General features: G+C 70.8%; 16 protein-coding genes and 1 pseudogene. 9 read left to right on the plus strand and 8 right to left on the minus strand.

All coding sequences use genetic code 11. From position 1 onward, the window contains the following. Positions 1–26 precede the first annotated feature (26 nt). The 3 genes and pseudogenes from B124_RS25470 to B124_RS25480 all read right to left on the minus strand — a co-directional run bounded on the left by B124_RS25470 (position 27) and on the right by B124_RS25480 (position 3,256). Positions 27–698: a restriction endonuclease subunit S gene (locus B124_RS25470; protein WP_496505286.1), complete on the minus strand. Its 672-nt coding sequence runs from the start codon at positions 696–698 to the stop codon at positions 27–29. Then, a complete protein-coding gene (locus B124_RS25475) occupies positions 695–1,348 on the minus strand; it encodes a hypothetical protein (protein WP_496505287.1) in 654 nt (217 codons plus the stop codon). The genes B124_RS25470 and B124_RS25475 overlap by 4 nt, the downstream gene beginning before the upstream one ends. A gap of 502 nt (positions 1,349–1,850) precedes the next feature. Next, positions 1,851–3,256 (minus strand): annotated as a pseudogene (locus B124_RS25480) (IS1380 family transposase). 300 nt (positions 3,257–3,556) lie between these two features. Here B124_RS25480 and B124_RS25485 point away from each other — a divergent pair. After that, positions 3,557–4,678 (plus strand): IS630 family transposase, encoded by a 1,122-nt coding sequence (locus tag B124_RS25485; RefSeq protein WP_496505288.1) that lies wholly within the window; start codon positions 3,557–3,559, stop codon positions 4,676–4,678. A gap of 54 nt (positions 4,679–4,732) precedes the next feature. Here B124_RS25485 and B124_RS25490 read toward each other — a convergent pair whose 3' ends face one another. The 5 genes from B124_RS25490 to B124_RS25510 all read right to left on the minus strand — a co-directional run bounded on the left by B124_RS25490 (position 4,733) and on the right by B124_RS25510 (position 8,856). Continuing rightward, positions 4,733–5,218, minus strand: coding sequence for a GNAT family N-acetyltransferase (locus B124_RS25490; RefSeq protein WP_496505331.1), 486 nt, complete (start codon positions 5,216–5,218; stop codon positions 4,733–4,735). Positions 5,219–5,620: 402 nt separating this feature from the next. Beyond that, entirely contained in the window at positions 5,621–6,856 is a 1,236-nt protein-coding gene (locus B124_RS25495; protein WP_496505289.1) for a tyrosine-type recombinase/integrase, read from the minus strand. Between the two features lie 40 nt (positions 6,857–6,896). Further along, on the minus strand, positions 6,897–7,265 hold the full coding sequence (locus B124_RS25500) for a helix-turn-helix domain-containing protein (RefSeq protein ID WP_496505290.1): 369 nt from the start codon (positions 7,263–7,265) through the stop codon (positions 6,897–6,899). Beyond that, positions 7,262–8,188, minus strand: a complete 927-nt coding sequence (locus B124_RS25505; RefSeq protein ID WP_496505291.1) for a TRM11 family SAM-dependent methyltransferase — start codon at positions 8,186–8,188, stop codon at positions 7,262–7,264. The genes B124_RS25500 and B124_RS25505 overlap by 4 nt, the downstream gene beginning before the upstream one ends. Positions 8,189–8,208: 20 nt before the next feature. Then, positions 8,209–8,856: a hypothetical protein gene (locus B124_RS25510; RefSeq protein WP_496505292.1), complete on the minus strand. Its 648-nt coding sequence runs from the start codon at positions 8,854–8,856 to the stop codon at positions 8,209–8,211. Positions 8,857–9,327: 471 nt separating this feature from the next. On the opposite strand from B124_RS25510, the gene B124_RS25515 reads away from it, so the two are divergent. The 8 genes from B124_RS25515 to B124_RS25550 all read left to right on the plus strand — a co-directional run bounded on the left by B124_RS25515 (position 9,328) and on the right by B124_RS25550 (position 19,992). Further along, positions 9,328–10,116, plus strand: a complete 789-nt coding sequence (locus B124_RS25515; RefSeq protein WP_496505293.1) for a hypothetical protein — start codon at positions 9,328–9,330, stop codon at positions 10,114–10,116. 330 nt (positions 10,117–10,446) lie between these two features. Beyond that, entirely contained in the window at positions 10,447–10,815 is a 369-nt protein-coding gene (locus B124_RS25520) for a pilin (protein WP_496505294.1), read from the plus strand. A 293-nt stretch (positions 10,816–11,108) separates the two neighbouring features. After that, entirely contained in the window at positions 11,109–12,833 is a 1,725-nt protein-coding gene (locus B124_RS25525; protein ID WP_496505295.1) for a TrbL/VirB6 family protein, read from the plus strand. 7 nt (positions 12,834–12,840) lie between these two features. Beyond that, on the plus strand, positions 12,841–13,794 hold the full coding sequence (locus B124_RS25530) for a PrgI family protein (RefSeq protein WP_496505296.1): 954 nt from the start codon (positions 12,841–12,843) through the stop codon (positions 13,792–13,794). Continuing rightward, positions 13,791–15,638, plus strand: coding sequence for a VirB4 family type IV secretion system protein (locus B124_RS25535; RefSeq protein WP_496505297.1), 1,848 nt, complete (start codon positions 13,791–13,793; stop codon positions 15,636–15,638). Before B124_RS25530 ends, B124_RS25535 begins: the two co-directional genes overlap by 4 nt. Further along, positions 15,635–18,040, plus strand: a complete 2,406-nt coding sequence (locus B124_RS25540) for a type IV secretory system conjugative DNA transfer family protein (RefSeq protein WP_496505298.1) — start codon at positions 15,635–15,637, stop codon at positions 18,038–18,040. Before B124_RS25535 ends, B124_RS25540 begins: the two co-directional genes overlap by 4 nt. 30 nt (positions 18,041–18,070) lie before the next feature. Then, complete coding sequence (locus B124_RS25545) at positions 18,071–19,060, plus strand: replication-relaxation family protein (protein ID WP_496505299.1); 990 nt, start codon at positions 18,071–18,073, stop codon at positions 19,058–19,060. Beyond that, the gene (locus tag B124_RS25550) at positions 19,057–19,992 is read left to right on the plus strand and encodes a C40 family peptidase (protein WP_496505300.1); all 936 of its coding nucleotides are present in this window, start codon (positions 19,057–19,059) and stop codon (positions 19,990–19,992) included. The genes B124_RS25545 and B124_RS25550 overlap by 4 nt, the downstream gene beginning before the upstream one ends. Positions 19,993–19,998: the final 6 nt, after the last annotated feature.

The following is a 19,998-nucleotide window of genomic DNA, read 5'->3' on the forward strand; positions in this document are numbered from 1 at the left end:
CGCCGCCGCCCCACCATAGGGGCGGGCTATGACATTCGCTTCATTCGCCGCCTTCTGCCCGGCCTGCGCCCGGCCGCGGCTTCCACCGGCCCTGGTGCACGCTGCCCCGGGGCGTCGCCGCCCAGTATCTGGCTAAGCAGAGCAGGCCTGAGCGCTTCAAGCCGGTTCAGGAGCTGGCGTTGGAGACTCATCTGCAGGTCGACTTCCCCGAGCGCCCGAGCAATGAGGTGCTGCTCCTCCGGCGCGGGGAGCGCCACCGGAAGGTCCGCGAGCACGTCCACGGTGATCGTGGCCACCGTGCCCTGGTGCGTACGGGCCAGCATCTGATCCACCACTGGTGGATGAGCGAGATAGGCCGCCAGGTAAGGTGGATACACGGCATGCGTATCGGGCCGCAGCCTCATACACGAAGAGTGGTAGATCCAACCACGCTCGCCCTCACCTGCCAGCGCGATCCTGCCCACCGCGCCCTGCCGCACTACCACCAGATCACCAGGAACCAATCGGTACCGTGCCAGCCCTGCATCCACGCGCGGCAGCGACCGCACGCCGGACACATCCACCCGCTGCTCCACCGTTATATCGGCCGGCGAGAGCACCGGCGTCCCCTCAGCACCTTCAGCAAGATCGACGAACAGATCGCTCGACGGACTGGCGGTGATCCGGCACAGGTCGCCCAGCCGGTAGTCCGCACTCATACCGCACCACCGCCGACCCGCAGACAGCGCCCGGGCATCCGCGCCAGCAGCAGGGGAGTGGCCGTATCCGCCTTCGCCACCCACTGGGCCGCGGACTGCGACACGTAACCCAGCGACGTGATCACCGAAGCCCGGTCAGCGGCCAGGTCCCGCCCGAAGACGGGCTCCTGATGCGCCACCTTGTTACGCAGCTTCCGAAGATGATCAAGCCGGAAGTGCAGCGGCTGACGCACCCCCCGGTAGCCGGGGAAACCTGCGGCCATCGGGCGCCACAGCTGAGTCTCATAATCCGCACCTCGACCCAGCAGCATGACCCAAAAGCCCAGCGTAAGCTCCCGCTGAACACCCGCCGCCGTCCACGGCACCACATCATCGCGCAGCCGCCCCTCCGCTTCCTCGATCTTCCGCAGGGTTCCGTACGTAAGCCGAATTCTGGGCGCGCGCCACCAGTCCTCGCGCCCATAGTGAACGGCAAGGCGCCCCGCCATCGTGCGGCGCAGCGCGTTCTCCAGATGCCGAAGGATCTCGTACAGCGCCTTGGACACCTGCGTCTCCCACTCGAACCAGCCCAGCGCCTGGCGGCACTCCGACGAGCACAGTGACCCCGCCGGAGCGTACCGCTCAGCGTCCAGCGCCTTGATCAGATGCACTTCGTCAGTGGTAGCGCAGGTCATTGACGGATCCCCCCATCGGGCCGGCATTGCACAACGGCAAACAGGACGTTATGGTGGCTGACGTAAGCCCCGGTGTGTGCCTCTGCTAGCAAGCGCCCCGGGGCATAGCTCTGCCCTCACGCCTGCAACAGGAGGCTCGGGCACCATTTCGCCCTCACCAGCCATGAGGACCTTATCACACTCGGCGTACATGACAGAACATAGTCGGGTATTGAAATACACGACGCTTCCCCGAGCCGCTTCACCGGGGTACTTCAGCAGCACAATCCCGTGGAGCGCCACGACGAGATCGCCCCCCGAGGCCCGCCAACTCGGCCCCGTCCACTGACCTCGCCGTTTCGGTTGCGGCGATGAGGCGTCGTTGAGGGGTAGCGGTCGGGTGGCCGACGCGATTTCGGTGTTCGGACATGGCGGAGGCCCGGCGCGGTGGTCGGGTTCTCCGGGGTCCTTCGGGTCGTGGGCGGTCAGGGTTTGCCGGTCAGTCGGCGGGACGGGGCAGTGCGGCGAGGCGGTGGAAGGCCGTGGCCAGTTCGTTTCTCCAGGGCCAGGTCGCCGGTATCCGCAAGCGCAGGCGTCGGCCGCCGCGGGTGAGGCGGGCGGCGACGTGCAGCAGCCGATAGCGGAGCTTCTTCGGCTCGGCAGTGGCCAGCTCCCCGTCCAGCAGCAGGACGCGCGTCCAGGCCAGCAGATCGATCGCCGCGAGGCTGCGTTCGAGCCAGACGGCGTTGACGGCGAAGTCGCGGGAGGGGAAGCGGCCGAAGCCTGTGGTCTTGCCGCACCGGATGTGGTCTTCGACGGTGGCATGCCCGCGGTGGCGGACCTCCAGGAACTGTGCGGATCCGCCGCCGGAGTATGGGGTGTCGGTGAGGAACACCTGGTGGCGCAGGCCCTCGTCCTGGTCGAACAGGGACAGCTGGGCTCCGGGGTGCGGCCGCTCCCGGCGCACGATGATGCGGGTGCCGTCGGGGTAGCCGCCCAGATCGACCATGCCGGTCAGCTCGGCGACCTCGGAGCCGTCACGCAGCGTCCCGTCCTGGTCCAGGGCTCGATGCCAGAGGTGGTCGGGCATGGCCCGGACAGCTCGGCGGACCGGCTCGGTGAGGGCGTATCCGACCGAGAAGAAGGTACGGATTCCTCGTTTCCGCAGGTCGCGGACGTGGGCGAGGAAGGCTTTCGCGGATCCGGCGCTGTCGGCGCGGATGAGGATGTCGGTGCCGTGCCGGTGAGCGTCGGGGATCTGCGCGAGCGCCTGGTCGAGCACCGTGATGTGATCGGCGGCAGTGTTGGCGCCGGCGTTCCCGGGCCGCAGCCGCCCCGAGAGGGCCTCGCCGGTGTTCGCGAGGAAACACAGCAGCGGGTGGAAGCCGAAGCCGCCCTTATAGGTGGGTGCGGCCTGCTCTTTCCCGGAGTGGCAGGTGACCAGCGTGGCGTCGAGGTCCAAAACAGGCCGGGAAGTTCTCGTCCGCCGGCCCGGGCAGCAGGTATGCCCTCGCCGGTCTCGGCGGCCTGCATCCAGGCGACTTCCCGGGCCGTGGCGCGGGCCGCCCGCAGCGAAGCGAGTGCAGCCTCGTCGGTGTCGGCGAGCAACCGCCAAGCCGTGGGCGTGGAGGCGACCGGGCCGAACACCCCTGCCTGGTCCCGCAGCACAGCCAGATCCGCGATCGCCTCACCGCCGTCGGCGAGCATCACCGCCAGGTCGGTGGCGACCCGGCCCGGATCATGCCCGGTCCCGCGCGGCCGAAGCGGCCTGAGAGCGGCGGAGTACGCGGCGGTCAGCCCGGTGGCATCAGCGAGATCCGCCAGCAACCGTGCCCCGGCATGCCCGACCACCCCCGAACCATCGGCACTGACATGGACCTTGGGACGCAACCCGATAGCCTGCACGTAGAAAGTGCCCTCCGCCTGGACCGACAGAACCCCTCTGCAAGGTTCATCATCCCAGGTCAGGAAGGCACTTTCGCGTTTCCTCCCCAAAGCCAGCCCGTACCCAAGTGAAACGGCGAGGCTGACACCCCGTCACACGATCCAGCACCCATCCAGCACCCATCCAGTAAGGATCCAGATGACGAGACGTCACACGATCTAGTGCCGTGACCGGGAAGGTTCGCCGGGGTGGTGTTCGAGCCGGGTACCACTCGGCCGGTTGGATGTGACGACACATCCGCTCGGACGCGTGGAGGCGTGGTGGCAGAGCCGGTCAAGGTCCGCAGACTGACCGATCAAGAGGGAAAGCGGCTGCAGCAGATCGTGCGCCGGGGCAGCACCAGCACGGTGCGGTACCGGCGCGCGATGATGATCCTGGCCTCCGCCGGCGGGAACCGTGTGCCGGTGATTGCTCAGCTTGTCCAGGCGGACGAGGACACCGTCCGCGATGTGATCCACCGGTTCAACGAGATCGGGCTGGCCTGCTTGGACCCTCAGTGGGCGGGAGGCCGTCCCCGCCTGCTCAGCCCTGACGACGAGGACTTCGTCATCCAGACGGCCACCACCCGCCCGACCAAGCTCGGCCAGCCCTTCACCCGCTGGTCCATCCGCAAACTCGCCGCCTACCTGCGCCGCGTCCACGGCCGGGTGATCCGCATCGGCCGCGAAGCCCTGCGGTGCCTGCTCGCCCGCCGCGGGATCACCTTTCAGCGCACCAAGACGTGGAAGGAGTCCCCCGACCCCGACCGCGACGCCAAGCTGGATCGGATCGAGTACGTCATCGAGTACTTCCCCGACCGCACCTTCGCCTTCGACGAGTTCGGCCCGCTGGGCATCCGCCCCGTCGGCGGGTCCTGCTGGGCCGAGCGGGGCCGTCCCGACCGGCTGCCGGCGACCTATCACCGCACTCATGGGGTCACCTACTTTCACGGCTGCTACTCGATCGGCGACGACACTCTCTGGGGCGTCAACCGTCGCCGCAAAGGCGCGGCCAACACCCTGGCGGCGCTGAAGTCGATCCGGGCCGCGCGCCCGGACGGCGCCCCGATCTACGTGGTCCTCGACAATCTCTCCGCGCACAAGGGAGCGAAGATCCGCGCCTGGGCGAAGAAGAACCGGGTCGAGCTGTGCTTCACCCCGGCCAACGCCTCCTGGGCCAACCCGATCGAGGCGCACTTCGGCCCGCTGCGGCAGTTCACCATCGCCAACTCCGAGCACCCCAACCACACCGTGCAGACCCGAGCCCTGCACCGCTACCTGCGGTGGCGCAACGTCAATGCCCGCCACCCCGACGTCCTGGCCGCTCAACGCCGCGAACGCGCCCGCATCCGCAGCGAGAAAGGCATCCGCTGGGGCGGACGCGCACTGGCTGCCGCGGCCTGACCACCGCGCCAGACGCCACGGTCACAGCTCAGCGTTCTGCCGCGGACCTTCCCATCAAGCGGGCGGAACCCCGCAGGCAGGGACCTCAAAGACAAGTTCGAGACCGTCCTCCTCATCCCACTGCTCGCCGACCTCAACGAAGCCGAAGCCCGAGATCGTGGCCAGGGATGCCACGTTGTCGGGACTGATCGTCGCCCGCACGGTCGTGACCGCGGTTTCCGCTGCTGCCCGGCGAAGCAACTCGATCAGCGTGGATCGGGCATATCCCTGGCGACGGAAGTCAGGAGCGACGCAATAGCCGATCTCGACCATGCCGGCCTCATCGGGCGGTCCGTGGAACCCGGCATGTCCGACGACGAGACCCCTGTCGCCGACGACCGCTTGCCGCACCATCCACCGCGCACGGCCGGGATCGGAGGCCATCTGGTCGAGCCGGAACTGCCACAGCCACCGTGCTTGATCGGTCACGAAGTACTCGGTCAGCGAAACCCCGGCCATCCTGCTTGCTCCCGACAGGTCTCCATCGAGCAGAGCGGACATCACCCCGCCGGACAGCTCGACAAAACGGACGCGTTTCAGGCTCCGCTTGAACGGTCTCTGGTGATCAGCATCATGTGTCACCTGCGGATGCTCGCTGACTAACCGAAGGGTGTCCAACGATTTCGGCCTGGTCCGGCAAGCGACCCGCGGCATCACCCATCACCGCAAGCCCACCCCGGTGAACGTTCCCGGTCACGGCACTAGAACGGAAACCTGCAGGGGGTACGCCAACGGGGCCGCACCGAAACGGCACGACCTCGCCTGACCTGCAGTTTTGCTAGATCCGTGAATCGATGCTAACGCAACGGTTAAATGCTGAAGCGGAGCACGCGACGCCAGTTTTGGCCTGCGGAACGCCGGAGAGGATCCTGCGGCCGGAAATGGCGGGTCCATTCCCCCTGTTCATGCTGGATCGACGGGCTCGGTGAGGGCCTGCCCTGCGCCCTTGTGTTCGGCCGTGGGGGTGCCCGGCCGGAGGGCGTTGTGCATGATCGTGCGGCAGCGGTCCCAGGAGGCGGGGATGAGGTGGCCGTAGATGTCGACGGTGGTTTTGATGGATGTGTGGCCGAGCCAGCGGGATACTTCGTGGATCGGGATGCCGTGGGCCAGGGCGGTGGAGGCGAAGAAGTGCCGCAGGCCGTGGGGGGTGTACTTCGGGGTGCCGTCCGGTTTGACGATGCCCGCTTGGGTGAGTGCCTTGCGGAAGTGGTGGCCGTAGGTGACGGCGGTGGGCATGGTGCGCTTGCCGCGCTCGCGTGGGGCGAAGAGGGTCTCGATGCCGTCTGCGGTCCTGGTGCTCCATTGCTGTAGGTGGGTGTCGATCTCGTCGGCGAGGAAGGCGGGGGTGGGGATGTCGCGGTACTCGCCCTCGGCGCGGTGCTTGAGCGGGATGAACCGGGTGACGCAGTCCTCGCGGTGGGCCTTGGAGCTGACCTGGCGGCGGATGCGGAGGAAGCCGTCGCGGTGGCAGTCCGGGGAGAACGCGAGGGTTTCGCTGATCCGCAGCCCGGCGCCGGACTGGAGGTAGATCGTGAGCCGGTACTGGGGCGAGATCTGCTTGGCGATGAGGTCCACCTCGTAGAGGGTGGGGATCTCGTCCTCGTCGACGGCGTGGGATCCGGTGCGCGGGAGCTTGATGCCGTCGGTGGGGTCGTCGGAGCGCCGTTTCTCCCTGATCGCGGTCTTGAAGATGCTGGTGACCATCTTCATGCGGTCGCAGATGGTGCTCGGGGCGAGTTTCTTGCTGATGGCGGCGACGAAGGTCTCGACGTCCTTGGCCTGGATGCTGATGAGGGTCTTGTCGCCCAGGGCGGGGAGGAGGTGGATGCGCAGGAAGCTCTCGTAGTTGCGCCAGGTGCCCTCAGCGATGACCTGGCGGGCGAGCCAGTCGGGGGCGTACTCGTGCAAGGGGATGTCGCCGCGTTTGGGGTCGAGGTAGTAGCCCTCGTACTTGTCGCGTTCCAGGCGTTGGGCGAAGGCTTCGGCCTGGGTCTTCTTCTCGAAGCTGGGCTGGCGTTCGGAGCGTGAGCCGCCCGGCTCGCGGTAGCGGACGGTCCACGGGTGCCCGCAGCGGTCTCGTGTGCAGGGGTAGTTGCTGTTGCGTTTGTCGCTCTTGCAGCGCTGGTAGACGGTGGCCACCGGTCCTGCGTCCTCCTCGCGTGGCTGGCGCGGGTTCGCGTCAGCCGTAGTGCTTGTCGAGATAGCGCGTGACGTCGCGTGCGCGGAATCGCAGGAGGCGTCCGACCTTCTGAGGCGGGATGCCCCACAGCCGGTACTTGTTCCTGACGCTGGCCTGACTGACCCTGAGCCACGCCGCGACCTCCCCCACGGTCAGCAGCCGGTCACCACTGTCCGGTGCGGAACGCCCGCGATCCGTGGTGGTGCGGGGGCGTCCGCCTCTTCCTTTCCGGGGGTTGACGGTGGGCGGGATGGGGTTCGGCGGGGTGCCGGCTGCCGGGCCCGGGGTGGACCATGGACGCTCCGCCTCGCCCACCGTGTCAAGCCCGCGGCCCTGCACCTCCTCGCCGGGTGGCTGGGGCGGGGTCATCGTCCTCGCTCCGCTCGCAGGCATCGGCGCTGAGCAGGGGCATGTGCGGGGTGCTGTGGGGTTGCGGTCCGGCCGGGGTGGTGTCGGGGGCGGGTGAAGACCAGGACGTCCTCGTGCTGGATGACGGCCAGGGGAATGCCGCGGCGGCGGGCGTCTTGGACGTTCTTCATCTGGAAGAACGAGGGGCGGGTGATCAGGCGGCTGTCGCGGATGCCGGCGAGGAGGGCGACGCAGCGCTCGGTGGGGATGAGTCCGGCGGCTTGGCCGGCGGCGAGGACTGCGGAGGGCAGGTCGATGAGTTCGCCGCGTTCGCGCCAGGGGCGGGTGGTGACGACGACGGTGCCGCCGGGGCGTAGGAGGTGGCGGCACTGGGTGAGGATGGTGGTGAAGGCTTGAAGGAGCCGGTCGGTGGAGACGTGGGCGAGGTTGGAGGGGTCGTGGCTGTAGCGGTTGTCCTTTTTGACCACGCCGCGTTCGCCGGTCTCGCGGGTGGAGCGGACTTGGCCGTGCACGGAGTGTCCGTAGGGCGGTGAGGTGACGACGAGGTCGATCTCGCCGTGGTGCTCGGCGTAGATGAGCTGGGTGAGTCGGCGGGCGTCGCCGCAGCGTACGTCGCCGGAGCCTGTGCCGCCTGTGCGGGTGGCGTGGGCGATGTTGCGGCGGGCGAGGCTGGCCCACGTGGGTTCGTACTCGACGCCGAGGGCGTGCCTGCCGAGGTGGACAGCTTCGACGAGGGTGGTGCCGATGCCGCACATCGGGTCCAGGACCAGGTTGCCGGGTCGGGTGTAGGTGGCGATCGCGTGGGCGGCGATGTGCGGGAGCATCTTGGCGGGGTGGGCGGACGAGCCGGGCACGTAGCGGTTCCTGCGCTGCTGTGGGGCGGAGGTGGGTGCGGTGTTCCACACCGAGAGAGGGAAAGGCACGAGCGTTCTCCTTGGCTGGTCTAGGTGTGGCGGATCGCGGACAGGGCGATCAGGTCGCAGTGCGCGACGCCGGGTGAGGTGTCGGCGGGCAGGGCGGGTGCCAGGTGGTCGCCGGCGGGGTGGGCGTAGGCGATCACGATGTGCTGGAGGTAGCGGAATCCGGCGGTGCGGGCGGATGCGATCAGGGTGCCGAGCGGGTCGGTGAGGCGACCGGCGTCCCGACGCTGGCGGGTGGCCAGCAGCAGAAGACCGTCCGTGGGCAGGAGCCGGTGGGCGCGGTGGAAGAAGCCGGTCCAGCCGTCCCCGGCCGTGCCGGGAGTCTCGGCTGCCGGATTCCCGGTGCGGGCGGTGGGGAGGGTGTCGGGGTGGAGTTCGGCCAGGAGGTTGGGCGGATTCTTTGCGCTGTCCTCGTCGTCGGCGGGGGTGGTGAAGGGTGTGGTGGGGATCCGGGCGTCCATGCCGGGTGCCGTGTCCCGGATCGCGATCTTGAGCAGGGGTGCGGGCTGGTGGGCGGGGCGGTCGACGTAGTCGGTGCGGATCTTGTCGATTGCCCAGGCGGGCAGTACGGCGCCGGGGATCGGGCGGGCTGGGTCGTCCGGGCCGGGGAGCCAGATGGTCGTCGGCAGCGGCGAAGAGGTACGGGAGCGGGGGGTGGTGGGGTTCGGCATGCGATGGGCGGCGCCCGGGGCGGTGGGGTCCGGCCGTGCTCGCGCTGACGTGAGTAATAGAGACTCACCGGTTGATCTTTGCCACAGCACTCACGGCTGTTCGATCTCCCCGGCAGCGGCTTCTGTATGCGCCGGCTTCTCGCGGATCTTCCTGCCGTGGACCGTTGTTGGTACACGTCGTTGCGGGTGCGAGCCAGTCGTGTGCCATGTGCGAGCCACCGTCGATCCACTGAGGCGAGCCACCCAGCGGGAGAGCAGAGGAGCGTCGAAGAAGTTTCGTGTTCGATTCTCCTTGCTCCGTCTGAGGCGTCATTCCTGACCATGAGGAGGGGACCAGGGCGGGGCGGTCGCACATGCCGGACCACTCGGTCAGCGGTGGCACGGCATCTGCGTGCGGGTGGGCCGGCAGTGGCACGGAGGGCTGGGAGGTGTGGCGGCGGAAGTTGTCCACGTCGTCACAGGAGACTCGCCATGCACCACCGCCCTCAAGCTCACCGGCCCGCGCCCCGCTCGCACGGCAGGCTTCGTTCCCCGCTCGGGGATCTGGAGCAGTCATTCCTCGCCCTCGCCCAGGGAATCGAGCCGCTCACCTTCCCCGCGCACCTGGTGTGCGACGAACCCGACTGTGCGGCGTGGACGGTCGACCGGGTCCGTACGCACCTGGCCCACCCCGCCACCCGAGCCGAGTTGCGCGAGCAGACGTGGCGTGAGGTGGTCCGTCGTGCCCGCGATCTGGGGGAGCCGTGGGGTGTGGTCGCGGTGGCCATGACCGTTCCGGTGCTGCGCCGGATGCTCGCCCGGCTCGCCCGCCCCGCCCACCTGGAGCGCGCTGAGGTCGAGCAGGAGGCCCTGGCCGCCGTCGCCGCTGCCCTGCGCACAGTGGACCCGGGCGCGGAGCGGCTGGACAGGGAGCTGTTCAGCGCGGCCGACCGGGCTGCGCACCGCATGGTGTACGCCGCACATCGCCGCGCGAGCCGCGAGGCCGGCCCGCCGGCAGTCCACCTGGACCACCTGTGCGCCGTGCCGCAGTGGGACCGGGGTGAGGCGGTGGATGAGTTCACCGTGCTCGCCCACGCCGTTACGGCCCGGGTGGTCGGCGTGGCCGAGGCGCGGCTGATCGCCCGTACCCGCCTGGGCGGTGAGCCCATGAGCCGCCTTGCGGCCGAGCGGGGGGTGAGTGTGCGTCAGCTCTACCGGCACCGCAGCGCGGCCGAGCAGCACCTGGCCGCGCATCTGCGGGGTCGGCTACGGGACCTGTAAAGGCGTCCGGACGGGGGATCTTCGGTGGCGGGATGTCAATTCCCGCCACCGGCGTCTCTATTCACGGTGAACAGCGGCCCGCTCCGGCTCCGGGCCGGGCCGCGCGTTCTGGTCCGGGGCGGCGGCCGACGTCCCGGACCGGAGCGTCGCCATGGTGCGGGGTGAGTACGGCCGTCTCGTGCTGACACCCGAGAACCCTTCCCGCCGCATCCCTGTGAGGAGGCCGGCGCCCGGGCTAAGGGCCCAGCTCACCCCGCACCTGCTTCCCCCTACTCGCCCCGGCCACGGGGTGTCCCCGTTTTGCCGTGTGCCTGATGGAGGTGTGCTGCCATGCCCGCGAGTCGACGGCGGTCCCGGTCTGTGCCGCTGGGCCGTTGGTTCTTCCGCTCGGGGTTCGTCGCGGTTGTCACCGCGGTGGCGCTGCTGGCCCCGCCGCCGCGCGTGTGGGCGGTGGCGGACATCCCGACCGTCATCAACAACCTGCGGAACTGGATCGTCGGCATCCTCGCCGGCCTGGCCACCCTCTTCCTCACCTTCGGCGGACTGCGCTACCTGATGGCCGGCGGCGACCCCGGCGAGGTCGAGGCCGCCAAACGCGCGTTGAAGGCCGCAGGCATCGGCTACGGCCTGGCCATCCTCGCTCCGGTGATCGTCACCGTGTTGCAGGGCATCGTCGGGGTGGGCGGGGGCGGGCAGTGACCGGCGCCCGATATCGGGGCCGCGTACTGCCGGTGATGTTCCTGGCGGCCCTGGTGCTGGTCCCGCCCGTCCACTCAAGCTACGCGCACGCCGTAGATACGGCCGCCCTGGCTCCCGCCGCGCCCGATCCGCCTCAGCCCGAACCGCAGCGAGCGCCCTCTGCGGAACCCGAGTCCGGGACGAGACCGGATCCGGCGCCCGGCCCGACCCCCGCCCCGGGCCGGCCTGATGCCGAGCCGGAGGCGCCGTCCTCTCCCGAGCCGACGCCGAGCCAGACGCCGCAGGCATGCGAGTTGGACGGCGATCGAAGCGACTGCAACAACGCAGGCACCATGCTCGCCTTCCTCGACGTTCCCGGAATGATCGTGGACGCGATCACCTCGTTCCTGGGCATGCTGGTCGAGCAGATCATGAGGCCCGTCCGCGAACTGCTCGCCGACACTCTGCTGGCGACGCCCGATGTCACCAAGCACGCGGACATCAAGCGGCTGTGGACGGCGACGCTGGGCATCACGGCCGGGATCTACGTACTGTTCGTGACCGCGGGCGGCATCACGGTCATGGGATACGAGACGGTCCAGACCCGCTACGCCCTGCGGCAGATCGTGCCGCGGCTGCTGCTGGGGATGGTCGCGGCGGCGACATCGCTGACGGTGATGGGCAAGGCGATCAGCCTGTCCAACGCCCTGGCCCACGCGATCATGGCCACCGACATGTCGGACGCCGGGCAGGGCATGGTCGAACAGGTGCTGCCGTTCTCCCTGTTCGGCGCCGCGGGGGTGAAGCTGTATCTGCTGATCCTGGCGATCGTGATGATCGCGCTGGTGTTCGCGGTGTTGATCGGGTACCTGGTACGGGTCGCGGTGATGGCGCTGCTGGCGGTGGCCGCACCCTTGATGCTGGCGTGCCACGCCCACCCCCTGACCGACCCGGTCGCCCGCCTGTGGTGGCGTGCCCTGAGCGGTTGCGTGGTCATTCACCTCGCGCAGTCGATGACGTTCGTCCTGGCCCTGAAGCTGTTCTTCGCTCCCGGCGCCAAGACCCTGGGCATCCCGAAATCCGACCAGCTCGGCACGACCCTCGCCGCAGTAGCCCTGTTCTGGGTGCTGTTCAAGATCCCCGGATGGACGCTGCATGTGGCGCTGCGCAGCTCCCCGCTCAGCCACGCGCACGCACCGACCGGGCTACGGATCCTCAAGCACCTGGCGATGTACCGGCTCATGGGCCACTACCTGCCCGGCGCGAGCCCGCTCCGCCGACGCGGCGGAGGGCGCGGGCGTGGCGGGGGCGCAGCCGGGCTCGGCGTGGGCCGCGCCGGACCCGGCGGGGGCGGCGGAGGCTGGCCGAGAGGGGGCAGGGGCGGACCCGGCGGCGCTGGCGGCGGCCCTGGCAGCGGTGGCCGTCCCGGTGGGGGCGGGCGCGGGCCCGGTGGCGGCAGCGGCGGACCCTCCGGTGGCAGTGGTGGCAGGCCCGGCGGCGGTGGCCGGCCGGGCGGGGGTCGCGGTGGATCCGGCGGCGGCCCTGGCCAGCCCGGTGGGGGCAGGAACGGGCCTGGTGGTGGCAGGAGCGGGTCCGGGGGTGGCGCTGGCCCGCCCGCAGGCGGTCGACCGCCTGCGGGTCCCGGTCGAGGTGGTGCCCAAGGCGGGGCCGGGGCTGCGCCCGCCGGCGGCCGTGCGGCTCTCGCCCGCCCCGGTGGCCGGCCAGGGACAGCACTTCATCCCGCACCGCGTGCCACGGCCAGGCAGGGCAGATACCGCGCCGTCACCGCCGCCGCACATCAAGCCCGCATGGGCGCCGATGCTCCTGGCGCCGGTGAGCGACCAGGCCACGCTCCCCCACGCCGCACACGTAGGGCGACTCCCGTCCCGCCTACATCGAGAAGTCCGAGCGCCGTGCCCCACCCTGCCCAGGGCCGCCGGACCGGGCAACTGACCCTTCCTGTACTCGCCCGACGCGTCCCAGTGCGCCCACCGCGCCCCATGCAGTTGCGGCTGCCCCTCGAACCGCCCCGGAGGTAAGTCCCCCATGAACCCGCCCGACGAGCCAACAGATACCTCGTACGCCGTCCGTATTCCGGCCGACATCTCACGCCCCGACCGCCTCCTTGGGCCCTTCACAGCCCGGCAGACCGCCGCCCTCGCCCTTGCCGGGATGGTGCTGTACGGCGGCTGGTGGGCCACCCGCGCCTTGATGACGCCGCTGACGTACGTGGTCCTGGTCATCCCGGTCGCCGGGGCGGCAGCCGCTCTCGCCCTCGGCCGACGGGACGGTATCGGCCTGGACCGCTTCCTGCTCGCCGCGCTTGCCCACGCCCGCACCCGGGGGCGCCGTGTGCACGCGCCCGAAGGAGTGCCGCCGCTGCCGACCGCCGTCCCCAGCCGCTGGGCCACCGCCGCGGGTCCGCCTCCGGCCGCGGTGCGCATGCCGTATGACGGCATCAGCACAAACGGAGTGCTCGACCTCGGCGGTGAGGGAAAGGCAGCCCTGGCGACGTGCTCCACCGTCAACTTCGAACTCCGCTCGGCGGCCGAGCAGCAGGGCCTGACCGCGGCGTTCGCCCGCTGGCTCAACTCCCTGACCGGCCCCACCCAACTGCTGGTGCGCTGCCACCGCATCGACCTCGCCCCGCTCGCCACCGGCCTCCAGCACCAGGCCGCCGCGCTGCCGCACCCCGAGCTGGAGCGGGCCGCCCGCGCGCACGCCGACTTCCTCGCCGACCTCGCCACAGGCGGCAACCTCCTCGGCCGGCAGATCGTGCTGATCTCCCGAGAAGAAACAGCCGGGCCCGGCGGGCGGCGCAACACCGGTGGCGAGGGGCGGGTGCTCCAGCGCACGGCGGAAGCAGCCCGCGCCCTGGCCGCCGCTGAGGTCACCGTCACCCCGCTGAACAGCGAGCAAAGCGCCGAACTGGTCAGCGCCGCCTGCAACCCCGACACCCCCACCACGCCCGAGGACGGACCGGAAGGTGACCACGCATGACCCGGATCCGCATCGCCCGCCGACGCCCGAAGAGCAACGTACCGGTCGTCGACGCCGCCCGTCTGCTGGAGGTGAACGGCCCCGAGGCCATCGAGGTACACGCCCGCGCCCTCGCTATCGGCGAGCACCTGGCCACCACCTTGGTGGTCAGCGGCTACCCGGCCGAGGTCACCCCCGGCTGGCTCGCCCCGCTGCTGAACTTCCCCGGCCACCTCGACATCGCCCTGCACATCGAACCGGTCCCCAACCCCGTGGCAGCGGCCGGGCTGAAGAAGCAGCGCGCCCGGCTGGAGTCCGGCCGCCGCACCGGCTTCGACAAAGGCCACCTGGACGACCCGGAAGTAGAAGCCGCCGCAGCGGACGCCGCCGACCTCGCCTACCGCATCGCCCGCGGCGAGGGAAAACTCTTCCACGTCGCCCTGTACCTGACCGTGCACGCCCCGGACGAGGACAGCCTGGCCGAGCAGGCCGCCGCCGTCCGCGCGGTCGCCGAGTCACTGCTGATGACGGTGGTCCCGACTACGTATCGGGCTCTGCCGGGCTGGCTGGCCACCCTCCCGCTCGGCATCGACACCCTGAAGATCCGCCGCACCTTTGACACCGCCGCGCTCGCCGCCTGCTTCCCCTTCACCAGCCCCGACCTGCCGATCACCACAGGCGACAACGGCACGACCGGCGGGGTCCTGTACGGGTTGAACGCGGTTTCCGGCGCTCCGGTGATGTGGGACCGCTTCGCGCAGGACAACTACAACTCCATCACCCTGGCCCGCTCCGGGGCCGGCAAATCCTATTTGACCAAACTGGAGCTGCTGCGCCTGCTGTTCACCGGCGTCACGGCCTCGGTCATCGACCCCGAGGACGAGTACGTCCGCCTCGCCGAAACCGTCGGCGGGAACGTCATCGCGCTGGGCGCCGACGGCGTACGCCTCAACCCCTTCGACCTCCCGGCCGCCACGGACAGCGGCGAGGACGTCCTGACCCGGCGCGTGCTGTTCCTGCACACCTTCCTCGCCGTCCTGCTCGGCAACGACCCGACCGCGGCGGAAAAAGCCGTGCTGGACCGGTCCGTTCTCGCCACCTACACCCATGCCGGGATCACCGCAGACCCCCGCACCTGGCAACGCACCCCGCCCACCCTCGCCGACCTCACCACGACCCTGGCCGAAGACGGCAGCGAGACGGCAGCCGATCTCGCCGACCGGCTGATCCCCTTCACCACCGGCTCCCACGCACGGCTGTTCAACGGCCCGAGCAGCACCTCCACCACCGGGCATCTGGTCGTGTTCGCCCTGCGTCAGCTCCCCGACGAGGTCAAGGCACCGGCCATGCTCCTCGCGCTCGACGCGATCTGGCGCCAGGTCACCGACCGCGCCCAACCGGGCCGTCACCTGGTCGTTGTGGACGAGGCGTGGCTGCTGATGCGCGACGGGGCCGGTGCACGCTTCCTGTTCCGCCTGGCCAAGGCAGCCCGCAAGCACTGGACGGGGCTTGCGATGGTCACCCAGGACGCCGACGACGTCCTGGCCTCCCCGCTGGGGCGGGCCATCGTCTCCAACGCGGCCACCCAGATCCTGCTCCGCCAAGCCCCGCAGGCCATCGACGTGATCAGCGAGAACTTCCACCTCTGCCACGGCGAACGGGAGTTCCTGCTCTCCGCGACCCGCGGCGAGGCCCTGCTGCTGACCGGCGACCGCCGCCACAAGGTCGCCCTCATCAGCGTCGCCGCACCCGGCGAACACGACGTGATCACCACAGACCCGAGCGAACTCGCCACCCCTGATCCAGCAGACGGAGAACTGGACCCCGACGACCTCTTCGGCGATGACGCGGACGGAGAAGCATGACGGACCTGCTGACGCACGCTGCCTCCCAGCCGAGCGGGCCACTGGTGGACTTCCTCACCAACCCGGGCGACCTGTGGACCACGATCAGCACCCAGGCCATCGGCTGGCTCGCCGCCCACGCACCCGTCCTCGCCCCGTGCAGCGCTGTCACCGTGGCCAGCGGCTACGCCCTCAACACCCGCCTGCGCCGATGGCGCGAGCAGCGCCACGCCCAAGGCGCACGCTGCGTGGAGATCCTCTCACCGCCCACCGTCGCGCCCCGGGGCGGCGAGGTCCTGTGGGCCCAGCTCTCCGGCCTTCTGCGCCCCTGGTGGCGCCGGATCACCACCGGCCAGCCGCACCTCGCCTTCGAATACACCTGGTCCCACACAGGGTTGTCCATCCGCCTGTGGCTGCCCGGCACCGTGCCCCTGGGCCTGGTACGCGGGGCCGTCGAGGCCGCCTGGCCCGGCGCCCACACCCGCATCACCCCACCCGCCCCACTCCTCGTCCCCGGCCACACCGTTACCGCTGGACGGCTGCGCCCGGCCCGCCCCGACGTCCTGCCGCTGCGCACCGACCACGCCGCCGACCCGCTGCGGGCGCTTCTCCAGGCCGCCGCCGGTATGGGCGAGGACGAGTCCGCGTGCGTGCAGCTCCTGGCCCGCCCCGCCACCGGCAGCGCACTGCGCCGGGCCCGCCGCCACGCCCGCAGACTCAAAGCCGGCCGCGCCCCCGCCCGCCTTCCCGCCCTGACCGCCCTGCTCTTCCACCGCGCCCAACCCGCCGCCACCGTCAAACAGGACCCCGAACACAGCGCCGCCGTACGCCAGTCGGCCACCAAGCTCACCGGCCCGCAGTGGCAGTGCACCCTCACTTACGCCGCCACCTGCTCCCCCGCCACGGAACGGTCCGACGACGTGGCGCGCGGCCGGGCCCACGCGCTGGCCTCCGCCTTCGGCCTGTACGCCGACCGCAACTACCTCGCCCGCACCCGTCTGCCCCGCCCCGAACCGCACCTGAGCAGCCGAAGCCTCCCGCGCTCCCGCGCCGCGCTGCTGTCGGTCCCCGAACTCGCCGCACTCGCCCACCTGCCCCTCGACCCGGACGCCCCCGGCGTCCGACGAGCCGGCGCCCGCTCCGTCCTGCCACCCCCGCAGGTCCCCGAACCCACACCCAGCAACCAGGTCAAGCCCCTCGGCCGCTCCGACACCGGCGCCCGCCGCGGTGTCGGCCTCGCCGTCACCGACGCCCGCCACCACCTCCACGTCATGGGCGCCACCGGATCCGGCAAATCCACCCTCATTGCCAACCTCGCCCTGGACGACGTACGCCACCACCGGGGCGTCATCGTCATCGACCCCAAAGGCGACCTCGTCACCGACCTCCTGGACCGGCTCCCCGACACCTGCGCCGACCGCCTCGTCCTCATCGACCCCGACGACCCGCACACCCCGCCCTGCCTGAACGTCCTCGACGGCACCGACACCGACGTCGTCGTCGACAACATCACCGGCATCTTCCGCCGCATCTTCACCGCCTTCTGGGGCCCGCGCACCGACGACGTCATGCGCGCCGCCTGCCTGACCCTCCTCAAACACCGCGACCGCACCCGCCAACTCGCCACCCTCGCCGACGTCCCCCGCCTCCTCGGAGAATCCGCCTACCGCCTGCGCATCATCCCCGCACTCAAGGACCCGGTGCTGCGCGGCTTCTGGGCCTGGTACGAATCCATGTCCGAACCCTCCCGCGCCGCCGTCATCGGCCCCGTCATGAACAAGCTCCGCGCCTTCCTGCTCCGCGACTTCGCCCGCCGCACCATCTCCGCCGGCCCCTCCACCTTCGACCTCGCCCAGATCCTCGACGGCGGCATCCTCCTGGCCCGCCTCCCCAAAGGAGCCCTCGGCGAGGAGACCGCCCGGCTGCTGGGCTCGTTCATCGTCGCCGGCACCTGGCAAGCCGCAGCAGCCCGCGCCCGCCTCCCCGAACACACCCGCATCGACGCCACCCTCAGCATCGACGAGGCACACAACTTCCTCACCCTGCCGTACCCGCTCGAAGACATGCTCGCCGAAGCCCGCGGCTACCGCCTGTCCATGCTCCTCGCCCACCAGCACCTCGCCCAACTCCCCCGCGACCTGCGCGAAGGCATCTCCGCCAACGCCCGCAACAAAATCTTCTTCAACGCCTCCCCCGAAGACGCCCACACCCTCGAACGCCACACCCTGCCCACCCTGGCCGCACACGACCTCGCCCACCTCGGCCCCTACCAGGCCGCCGCCCACCTGCTGACCGCCGGCGCAGAATCCCCGGCCTTCACCCTCACCACCCGACCCCTGCCACCCGCGGTACCCGGCCGCGCCAAAGACCTACGCACCGCAGCCGGCGGACGCACCGGACCCCGCCCAGCCACCCGCCCCTGACCACGCCCGCCCCCGGTGAAGAGACTCCCCGTGCCCGCACTCCCCCGCCCTGCCTCCGGCCCCGGCTCCCGCTACACCGCCCGCGCCGCCACCACCCGCCGACGCCCCACCCGGCACACCGACATCGCCGCCCTGACCCGCATCCTCACCGCCCGCGACCTGTGGCTGACCCTGATGCTCCACGAACACCGCGTCCTGACCACCCACCACATCGCCGCCCTCGCCTACACCTCCCTGCGCTCCGCCCAACGCCGCCTGCGCACCCTCCACCACCACCGCCTCCTCGACTCCTTCCGCCCCCTGACCCAGACCGGATCCGCCCCCGAGCACTACACCCTCGGCCCCGCCGGCGCCCACGTCCTCGCCGCCCACACCGGATGCGACCCCACCGACCTCGGCTGGCGCCCCACCCACACCGGCCGCATCGCTTACTCCCCCTCCCTGGGCCACGACCTCGGCGTCAACGAACTCCTCGTACACCTCGCCGCCCACCACCGCACCACCACCACAACCGCACTGCCGCTGTGGCTGTCCGAACGCTCCTGCGCCCGCCGCTGGGGCGACATCGTCCGCCCCGACGCCTACGCCCACTACCAAGACGGCAACCAGATCCTGCCGTTCTTCCTCGAATACGACACCAGCAGCCAGCCCCTGCACCGCGTCGAAGCCAAACTCGCCGGCTACGCCGCCTTCACCACCACCACAGGCGCCCGCCCGGCCCTGCTCATCCACACCCGCACCGCCTCCCGCGACCAAGCCCTACGCCGCCGCCTGGCCACCCCCGCACGCGAACTGAACCTGACCATCGCCACCGCATCCGCCGACTTCACCACCACCGAACCCTGGGGCCCCTGGTGGACCCCCCTCATGCCCGGAGACACCCGCCGCACCACCCTCACCCACCTCGCCACCCGCTGGCCCCAGCTCACCCCCGCCTGCGATCTGGAACCCACCGACGCCGACACCACCCTCACCCTCCCCGTCCCCCCACTCCCACCCACCACCGAGGCCAGCCCGTGACCTCACTGCTCGCCAAGACCACCGGAAGCATCGGCTGCGCGATCCTCGCCCTACCGCTACTGGCCGCAGCCGTCATCGCCGCCCTGTCGGGCGGCCTGTCATCCGGCGGCAGCATGGCGGCCCCACCAAGCAGGAAGGCACGGGCAGACATCCCCCGCGACCTGCTCGCCCTCTACCAGCGCGCCGCACTGGAATGCCCAGGTCTGCCCTGGACGGTCCTCGCCGCGATCGGCAAAGTCGAAACCGACCACGCACGACACCCCACCATGACCTCCCCCGCAGGCGCGGTCGGGCCGATGCAGTTTCTCCCCTCCACCTTCACGAGGTACGCCCATCCGGTGCCGCCGGGCGGGAAGAAGCCGCCGACCCCCTGGGACCCGGTCGACGCCGTCCACGCCGCCGCCCGACTGCTGTGCGCCAACGGCGCAAACAACGGCCAGAACCTACGGCGAGCCATCTGGCACTACAACCACTCCCACACCTACGTGAACCAGGTCCTCACCATCGCCGACAGGTACGAGTCCACCGCCCAGGCTCCAACCAAGCCCGCGGCCAGAGCGGTTGCGTTCGCCCGCGCCCACCTCGGCACCCCCTACGTGTGGGGCGGCAACGGCCCGGCCGAGGGCGGCTTCGACTGCTCCGGCCTGATCAAGGCCGCCTACGCCTCCGCCGGCATCACCCTGCCCCGCGTAGCCCAAGACCAGCACCGCCACGGCCCACGCCTACCGCGCAACGCCCCGCTCCTCCCAGGAGACCTGCTGTTCTACGGCCCACGTCCGAGCCGTATCACCCACGTCGCCCTCTACACCGGCGCTGGCCACGCCATCGACGCCCCCAGACCGGGAGCCGCCGTACGCGAGGGCCCAGCCGACACCCACAGCCCCACCTTCCAAGGCGCCACCCGCCCCACCGCCAACAAGAGCCACCGGTGAACAGGC

The organism is Streptomyces sp. CNP082 (genome assembly GCF_059570535.1).